Origin of the sequence: Herbidospora mongoliensis, assembly GCF_001570545.1 — a bacterium.
Classification (GTDB): domain Bacteria; phylum Actinomycetota; class Actinomycetes; order Streptosporangiales; family Streptosporangiaceae; genus Herbidospora; species Herbidospora mongoliensis.
In genome coordinates, this window is the sequence record NZ_BBXD01000023.1 from 213582 (window position 1) to 219682 (window position 6101).

Annotated in this window: 8 protein-coding genes; 6 read left to right on the plus strand and 2 right to left on the minus strand. The window is 66.3% G+C overall.

The window, feature by feature from the left end; translation table 11 throughout:
* Nucleotides 1–37: 37 nt before the first annotated feature.
* Together AW272_RS34535 and AW272_RS34540 are read right to left on the minus strand one after the other, a co-directional pair.
* The gene (locus tag AW272_RS34535) at nucleotides 38–316 is read right to left on the minus strand and encodes a hypothetical protein (RefSeq protein ID WP_066374016.1); all 279 of its coding nucleotides are present in this window, start codon (nucleotides 314–316) and stop codon (nucleotides 38–40) included.
* Nucleotides 316–606, minus strand: a complete 291-nt coding sequence (locus AW272_RS34540) for a hypothetical protein (RefSeq protein WP_157519045.1) — start codon at nucleotides 604–606, stop codon at nucleotides 316–318. The genes AW272_RS34535 and AW272_RS34540 overlap by 1 nt, the downstream gene beginning before the upstream one ends.
* 136 nt (nucleotides 607–742) lie before the next feature.
* Between AW272_RS34540 and AW272_RS34545 the strand changes: the two genes are divergently transcribed.
* The 6 genes from AW272_RS34545 (at nucleotide 743) to AW272_RS34570 (ending at nucleotide 6080) form a co-directional block, all read left to right on the plus strand.
* Complete coding sequence (locus tag AW272_RS34545; protein WP_169807682.1) at nucleotides 743–1207, plus strand: GntR family transcriptional regulator; 465 nt, start codon at nucleotides 743–745, stop codon at nucleotides 1205–1207.
* Nucleotides 1208–1290: 83 nt separating this feature from the next.
* On the plus strand, nucleotides 1291–1710 hold the full coding sequence (locus tag AW272_RS34550; RefSeq protein WP_066374024.1) for a GntR family transcriptional regulator: 420 nt from the start codon (nucleotides 1291–1293) through the stop codon (nucleotides 1708–1710).
* Nucleotides 1711–2367: 657 nt separating this feature from the next.
* On the plus strand, nucleotides 2368–3738 hold the full coding sequence (locus AW272_RS44590; protein ID WP_218011158.1) for an SDR family NAD(P)-dependent oxidoreductase: 1371 nt from the start codon (nucleotides 2368–2370) through the stop codon (nucleotides 3736–3738).
* Between the two features lie 336 nt (nucleotides 3739–4074).
* Nucleotides 4075–4212 (plus strand): hypothetical protein, encoded by a 138-nt coding sequence (locus AW272_RS42740; RefSeq protein ID WP_157519047.1) that lies wholly within the window; start codon nucleotides 4075–4077, stop codon nucleotides 4210–4212.
* A 302-nt stretch (nucleotides 4213–4514) separates the two neighbouring features.
* Complete coding sequence (locus AW272_RS46140; RefSeq protein ID WP_369408800.1) at nucleotides 4515–4955, plus strand: alpha/beta fold hydrolase; 441 nt, start codon at nucleotides 4515–4517, stop codon at nucleotides 4953–4955.
* Nucleotides 4864–6080 (plus strand): IS3 family transposase gene (locus tag AW272_RS34570; protein ID WP_157519053.1). Its coding sequence is split into 2 segments (ribosomal slippage): nucleotides 4864–5167 and nucleotides 5167–6080, totalling 1218 coding nucleotides; the frame shifts between segments, so codons are not numbered across the junction. Before AW272_RS46140 ends, AW272_RS34570 begins: the two co-directional genes overlap by 92 nt.
* Nucleotides 6081–6101: the final 21 nt, after the last annotated feature.

The following is a 6101-nucleotide window of genomic DNA, read 5'->3' on the forward strand; positions in this document are numbered from 1 at the left end:
CCGAACGGGCGGGACGTCCTGGTCCATCGCGGCACCCTTATCTGGCCGAGCGGCGGCTCAAGACGGCGCTCACGCGCCAGCCGTCGCGCTCCAGTTCGGTGATCCGGTTGAACACCCATGCGCGGACGTCGGCCGGCCGTGGGTCGACCGGGTCGGTGCGTGGTGGTGAGTCGGAGCCCTGCCACGTCTGGGACATCGTGGTCCCGGTGACGGAGATCGTGAGGAGCTGGTCGCTCGGGCCGTACATCAGCACTTCGCCCGCGATTCCGGGAGCGCCGTCCGGCAGCTGGCCACGGTAGTCGATCTTGTACGACATCAGAGCCGCTCCCGCCCTCGCCCGATCAGGTCAGGCCTCGGAGTGGGGGTGTCCACCTTGTGCAGTTCCTCGGCCACCTCGCGCAGGGTCTCTGCCGAGATGGCGTTGTCCGCACCACGGCCCCGCCGCCGCATTGCCCACCAACGCAAGGGACCGTCACCGTTGGAGTCACGCCCTTCCCAGACGCACCACTCAGGGAAGGCCCTTTCGAGGCTGACCCGATCCCAATGGCGGCCGTCGATCTGGTCGAGTTCGGCCTGGCGCCACTCAGTGACCGTGAGCAATCGCATGGCTGGAATATACATGCACTTACTTGTCTACGTAAGAGCAATAGGATGTCTGCATAATGGCAAGTGCCTGTAGCGCGACAATGATGCAGGTAGACGCACATCTAACGTGCGGTCCGTGCTCGATCGGGATGGGCCTGTGAAGCTGTACGTGCAGGTCGCGGACATCGTCCGCGACGAGATCCAAGAGGGCGAGATGCCGCCCGGGTCTCGCGCGCCTTCAGAGAAGGAGCTCAAAGACCGGTTCGGGGTGGCTCGGCAGACGGCTCGCCGAGCCCTTCTGATCCTGAGAGACGAGGGCCTCCTTGAGGCGGTCCCCGGCCGAGGAACGTTCGTGGGCCCCGTCGCCGAGCTTGAGGAGCTCCCGGCACGGAAGACCTGGACGTACGAGCGGATCGCGGCTGACGTCGCTGCCGAGATCCGGTCGGGCCGGCGTCAGCCCAACAAGGCCATCCCCAGCGAGCTCCAGTTCAGCCAGATCTACGACTGCAGTATCGGGACGGTGCGCCGGGCGGTCGCCGTGCTTCGGGATCAGGGCTGGGTCTACACCCTTCCCCAGCAAGGGACTTACGTGTCCGAGCCCCAGAACTGGCCGTCGGAGTAGACGAACGTTCTGTAGGTACGTACCGATCATCAGTATGTAGGGACATCAGAGAGCGGTTACGCCACTACGTAGGGTCGCTGTCCATGCGGAGGCGACGGCGGATTGACCACAGCCTGGAAAGGCCCGCGTACAAACAGCTGGCCGACATCATCCGGGACCAGGTCGCGAAGGGCGAGTTAGAGCCGGGCGACCGACTCCCCAGCGAGCACGACCTCATGCAGGGTTACGACCTCTCCCGGACTACGGTCCGTCAGGCCTTCGCGCACCTCCGTGCGGAGGGCGCGATCGTCACCGGGCCCCGCGGCTCGTACGTGCGCGGCGAGGACAACCGTCAGGAGGTCACCCCGTCAGGCGCCGTGGTGACGGCCCGCATGCCGAGCGAGGAGGAACGCCGGCGACTGGCTATCGGCCAGGGGGTGCCGGTGCTCGTCGTCACCACGGCGAAGGGTGACGAGGTCCTGCCCTCCGACCGGTGGGCCATCAGGATCGAGGCGGGGGAGTAGGCCTCGCGGGGGTGGGAGAAAAATGGGAGACGTGATCTTGAGCGAGCCTCACTGAGGTTCACCGAGATTCACCGAGATTGATTCTGATGAAGCTCTGACCAGGGCGATCCATGATCGCCCAGGTCAGCGGGTTCGGTGATCGTCGTTCGCATCGAAGGGGTCTGGGGTTCAAATCCCCATAGCTCCACTCGTGACCAGGGACCTTATGGTCGCCGCCCCTCTGGGGCGGCTTCCCCTAGGGTCCCTTCGTCGTTTACCCGGGGGGACGACCCCCCGAACCCCCGATACGAGAGGGCTTCGCCCCCTCGCGCTCCCCCTGGCCGCTGTCGCGTCCTCTCGTCGCTGTCGCTCCGGGTCGCTGCGCTCCTTACGATGGGCTCCGCCCCTCGCGCTCCCTGGTAAGGCCTCGCTTCGCTCGGACTTCCGATGTTGGGGGCTCTGCCCTATCGTCCAACGCGTGGCTTTGGGCGATTGAGCGATTGATAGCTTCGACCAAGAACTCTTCAGACTCTTGATTCATCCCAGGTCACAGCTACTCGTGAACATCCCGGACCCGGCAGGTGGAGGTCCGCCTTTGCGCTTTTCGGACGCGATCTTCCGTTTTGGTGGCTACGTCGGTTTTGCGTTCGAGTGCGCTCGAAGGCATAGCGTCCCGCCATGACGACACAGACCTGGATCATCACTGGCGCGTCCCGCGGGTTCGGACGGGCGCTGGCGGAGTCGGCGCTCGCGGCGGGCGACCATGTGGTGGCGGCGGTGCGCCGGCCTGAGAGTGTGGCCGATCTGGAGGCCGAGTACCCGGACAACTGCCTTGTCGCGAAGTTCGATGCCCGGGACGTCGCTGCGGCTGCGGACCTCGTGTGCGACACCCTCGACCGCTTCGGTCAGCTTGATGTGCTGGTCAACAACGCGGGTCGGGCCGTGGTCGGAGCGGTCGAGGAGGTCAGTGATGCGCAGTTGCGCGAGTTGATGGATCTGCACCTGTTCGGGCCCGCCGCGCTTGTCCGGGCGGCGCTGCCTGCGATGCGTGAGCGGGGCACCGGGACGATCGTGCAGATGAGCAGCCAGGGTGGGCGGACGTCGTTCCCCGGCGTGTCGGCGTACTCCGCGTCGAAGTTCGCTCTCGAAGGCTGGTCCGAGGCTCTGGCCGGGGAGGTCGCGCCGTTCGGGATCCGGGTGATGCTCGTCGAGCCCAGCCGTTTCAGGACTGGCTTCAACGGGGGTGACGTGCTCGAGTTCGTCGAGCCGTCCGCGATCTACCGTGACTTGCTCGCCAAGGTTCGTGCGGACATGGCCGGGAGCGACGGTCGCCAGGAAGGTGACCCGGCGCGGGCGCCGAGATCATCGTGTCCCTCGTGCACGGCGACGAGGTGCCGCTGCGGTTGCCGCTCGGGCGCGAGGCGGTCGAGCGTATCTCGCGTGCCTACCGGCGCGGTCTGGACGAGGTCGAGCGGTGGGCCGAGACCGCCCGCAGCGCCGACTTCGAGGGTGTCTCCGCATCGGTACGGCCTATCTAGGCTCGTGGTCATGGCTACCGACGATCTGATGACCAGGGCGCTCGAAGCGCTTGGGGACGACGGTCCGCTGTCGGTCGAGGCGATCCACCGGCTCGCCGATCTGGCCGATCTGCCCGAGGCGATGACGATCGCCGAGGTTGCCGACCTCCTCGACATCTCGCCTCACACACTGCGCTATTACGAACGGGCCGGGCTGGTCGAGGTGGCCCGCGACGGTAATGGTCATCGCGTCTACGACGCCGGAGCGGTTCGGCGCCTGGTGTTCCTCACCCGGATGCGGCTGTCCGGTATGCCAATGCGTGACCTGCAGCACTACATCTCGCTCGTCGATGCCGGCGGGCACACGGTGCCGGAGCGGCTCGATGTGCTGGTCGAACATCGCGACACCATCCGCCGCCGGATCCGTGAGCTGACCCTTTCCCTCACGGCGGTCGAATACAAGATCGCCACGTACGGGGGCTCGACCGGGCCGGACGTTCAGGATCTCGGTACCACCACCGGCGCTGCCTGACGAGCCGCTGCGACGGGCACTCCCGGCAGAAGAGAGACGCTGACGCTTGCCGGGCCGCGGGTCGTCGGCTGGTCGAACTCCTCCTGCGTCATCATCACGTCGGGCCAGGAGTCGGCGGCCGCAGCGACTTTGGACCTAGCCGTCTGACCGTTCGGGCGCTCGGTGGCGTGGTCGTGGTGCCGACCCCTTGCGGGTCAGGCTCGACCCCTTGTCCGGGTTCTCGCCCTTGAGCCGTTTGGGGTAGGGCTGCCCTTACCTCCGATACACCGGCAGGCGTCAGCGAGCCGCCGATCCATTCGCACCAGACTCGCTCCTGACACACAGGAGACGTCAGCCATGGACACCACGAGACTGACCCCCGCCAGAATCGTCGCCCTGGCGGCTATGACCCTCACCACCCTTGCCCTCGGCTACCTGGGTGTGCGGGATACGACGACACCGGCGGTTCCCCTGCGGCCGAGGTCGGCACGCTGACCCTGAACCCCTGCATGTACGAGACAGAAAACGGAGCCCTCCCAGCGGACTGTGGCACCCTGACCGTCCCCGAGAACCACGACGTTCCCGGCTCCCGGCCGATCACGCTGCCCGTGAACCGCATCCGGGCCACCGGCCCCGATCCGGGCGAGCCGATCTTCCGTCTCGGGGGTGGGCCCGGCCAGACGAACATGACCTTCAAGGAAGCCGGCCGCCTCGCTGACCGGCACGACATCGTCCTGGTCGGCTACCGGGGCATCGACGGTGCCGTTGTCCTTGACTGTCCTGAGGTGACCACGGCGATGCGGTACTCCGCCGACCTCGCCGGACCCGACACAACGCGCCGCACCTCTCAGGCCTACGCCGACTGTGCGCGACGACTGACCGAGGACGGCGCCGACCTCGACGGCTACTCGTTACCCCAGCGAGTCGAGGATCTGGAAGCCGTCCGCAGGGCACTGGGTTACCAGCGGATCAACCTGATCAGCCAGAGCGTAGGAACCCGTACCGCCATGATTTACGCCTGGCGCCATCCGCGGTCCATCCACCGGTCGGTGATGACCGGCGTGAACCCGCCCGGTCGGGAGTTCCCCCCTGATTGTGGACACCTTGGAGACTGGATCTTGAGGTCCAGGGGAAGAGATGTTCTTGATGGTGCGGAAGAACTATCCGGAGGAGTTCAAGGCCGACGCTGTGGCGTTGTTCTTGTCGGACCCGGCCAAGACCTACAAGCAGGTCGCTGATGATCTCGGAATCCATCGAGCTACGCTGCGGTTGTGGGTGATCGACGCGCAGGAGAAGGGGACGGCCAGCGCGAGGCCGAAGCCTGGCCGCAAGCCGGTTTTGCGAGGAAACCTATCCTCGGATGACGTGCTTGAGGAAGAGAATCAGCAGCTCAAGGCCCGGGTGCGGGAGTTGGAGCTGGAACGGGACATTCTGCGGAAGGCCGCGAAGTTTTTCGCGGGCGAGACGAACTGGTGAGCCGCTTCGAGTTCGTTGACGATCACAAGAACACCTTCGGGGTGAAGCGGTTGTGCCGGGTCCTGGAGCTGGCCCGATCGAGCTACTACCGGTGGCTGGCCACCGCCCCGACCCGGCTGGCCCGCAAGCGGGCCGACGACGCTCTCGCGGTCGAGATCCGCAGGATCCACACAGAAGAGGACGGCACGTACGGGTCCCCGCGGATCACCGCCGAACTCCAGGCCCAAGGGCTCGAGGTCAATCACAAACGGGTCGAGCGGGTCATGCGCGAGCGGCACATCGTCGGGGCGCACCTCCGCAGGAAGGTCCGCACCACGATCCCCGAACTGGACGCCACCCCCGTCCCGGACCTGCTGAAACGGGACTTCACCGCGTCCGCGCCGAACCAGAGGTACGTGGGTGACATCACGTATCTGCCGATCGGGGACGGCAAGTTCCTCTACCTCGCCACCGTCCTGGACCTGGGCTCACGCCGGCTGGCGGGCTGGTCGATCGCCGACCACATGCGCACCAAACTCGTCACCGACGCCCTCGAAGCTGCGGCCCGCACCAGGGGCGGCACCCTCGACGGGGCGATCTTCCACAGCGACAACGGCGTCCAGTACTGCTCCAAGGACTTCGAGGAGACCTGCGCTCGCCTGGGCGTCACCCGTTCCCGCGGCGCGGTCGGCACCAGCGCCGACAATGCCGCCGCCGAATCATTCAACGCCTCTCTCAAACGCGAGACGCTGCAAGGCGCTCATGGCTGGACATCAGCCGGCGAAGCCCGCCTGGCGGTGTTCACGTGGGTGACCCGATATAACACCAAAAGGCGGCACTCCCGCCTCGGCCAGATCTCACCGATCGACTACGAGAAAACCGCAGGTAGCCTGACCGCCGCAGCCTAAAACCGGTGTCCACAATTCGGG